The sequence below is a fragment of the Burkholderia sp. Ac-20384 genome (genome assembly GCF_017104605.1).
Lineage (GTDB): Bacteria > Pseudomonadota > Gammaproteobacteria > Burkholderiales > Burkholderiaceae > Burkholderia > Burkholderia lata.
Genome location: NZ_JAAGPE010000639.1, coordinates 1 through 1,583, shown reverse-complemented (window position 1 = coordinate 1,583; position 1,583 = coordinate 1). Strand labels below are relative to the sequence as shown.

Below are 1,583 nucleotides of genomic sequence, written 5' to 3'. Positions count from 1 at the left end.
CGGCCTTGCCGGCATCAGCGCGGCGATGGTCGTACTGCAGCTCGGCGCGATGGTGACGCGCGTCTGGAGCGGCCGCCATACCGACCGGCACGGCAACCGGCGCGCGTACCTGCGCCGTTCGGTGCTCGTCGCGGCCGGGTCGTTCGCGCTGCTCGCCGCGGCAACGGCCGGCAGCCCGCACGTGCCGCTCGCCGCGATCGTCGTGATGCTCGTGTTCGCCGGCATCTGCGTGTCGGCGTGGCACGGCGTCGCGTACACGGAGCTCGCGACGCTTGCGGGTGCGAACCACGCGGGCACCGCGCTCGGGATGGCGAACACGGTCTGCTATCTCGGGCTGTTCGCGACGCCGCTCGCGATCCCGCCGCTGCTCGCCGCAAGCACCTGGAGCGTCGTGTGGCTCGTGGCCGCGCTGATCGCGGGCGCCACCTATCCGCTGTTCGCCGCGCGCTAGCGGCCGCGCGTTGCCTGCGGGCATCGCGGCACCCGCCGCGACGCCCAAGCTTGCGTCAGGCCGCTTCGCGCGCCAGCGCGCGTCGGGCGGCCGGTCGTTCGGCCTCGCGCTGCGCGTGGGCGGTCCACGCAGGATACCGCGTCATGTCGAGCCCGATCGCGACACCCCAGCGATACAGCACGAACAGGAACGGATCGACGATCGAATGCGCGCCCGGCTCGGCCCACGGGCGGCCGTCGGCGAGCGCTGCTTCGATCGTTTCGTTCGCGGCTTCGATCGTGCGTCGCCCGTGCGCGCTGACCTCGCCGTGCAACGCCGGATCGCCGATGAAGCGGCCCGGCCGCCACAGCGCGCCGTAGCCGACGCCATGCACCCAGCCGACCAGCCACGCGAGCCACTCGTGGCACCGAGCCTCGCGCAGCGGATCGCCGAGCGGCAGCAATTGCGCATCCGGGTAACGGCGCGCGAGATACGTGAGGATCGCGGGCGTTTCGGTCAGCACGTGCGGCTCGCCCGGAATCGCGAGCACCGGCACGCGCGCCTTCGCGTTGATCGCGAGATAGCGCGCTTCGAGGTTCTGCTGCTGCTGCACGGAGACGATCTCGACGTCGAACGGCGCGCCGGTTTCCTCCAGCGCGATGTGGGCGGCAAGCGAGCAGGCGCCCGGCGAAAGATAGAGACGATAGGCGTTCATGGTGGTGTGGCCCGACGGGGCTGTGGAAGACGGAACCGAGTGTAGGAACGCGTGCCTGCCCGCCGCAAACGATGAATTGTCGTGCTCGGGCATTAGTGTTACTAATACCCGCATGCGACGCATCCACCTTCCTCCGCTGCAGACGCTGCGCGCGTTCGAGACCGCCGTGCGGCTGCAGAGCTTCACGCGTGCGGCCGACGAACTCGCGCTCACGCAAGGCGCCGTCAGCCAGCACATCCGCGCACTCGAGGCGCAGCTCGGCTATCCGCTCTTCACGCGCGAGCGTAACGGCGCGACGCCGACACACGCCGCGCACGCGCTCGCGCTGCAGGTGCGCCAGGGCCTCAGCGTGCTCGAGCGCGCGTTCGAGCCGGCACTCTCCGTGCGCAGCCGCCCGCGCACCGGTGACGTCACGCTGAACGTCAGCGTGCTGCCGAG

General features: G+C 71.2%; 2 protein-coding genes and 1 pseudogene. 2 read left to right on the top strand and 1 reads right to left on the bottom strand.

All coding sequences use genetic code 11. From position 1 onward, the window contains the following. A pseudogene (locus tag G3O00_RS42515) lies at positions 1-451 on the top strand (MFS transporter); the annotation flags it as partial. A gap of 55 nt (positions 452-506) precedes the next feature. Here the strand turns inward: G3O00_RS42515 and G3O00_RS42510 are convergent. Beyond that, the gene (locus tag G3O00_RS42510; protein ID WP_174935805.1) at positions 507-1,145 is read right to left on the bottom strand and encodes a glutathione S-transferase; all 639 of its coding nucleotides are present in this window, start codon (positions 1,143-1,145) and stop codon (positions 507-509) included. Positions 1,146-1,257: 112 nt separating this feature from the next. Between G3O00_RS42510 and G3O00_RS42505 the strand changes: the two genes are divergently transcribed. Then, positions 1,258-1,583: LysR family transcriptional regulator (locus G3O00_RS42505; protein ID WP_206146579.1), on the top strand; the 326-nt coding region annotated here is incomplete at its 3' end.

Bases quoted from the DNA above. Each gene is read 5' to 3' on its own strand.
- G3O00_RS42510 (WP_174935805.1), bottom strand. From the start codon at position 1,145: ATGAACGCCTATCGTCTCTATCTTTCGCCGGGCGCCTGCTCGCTTGCC.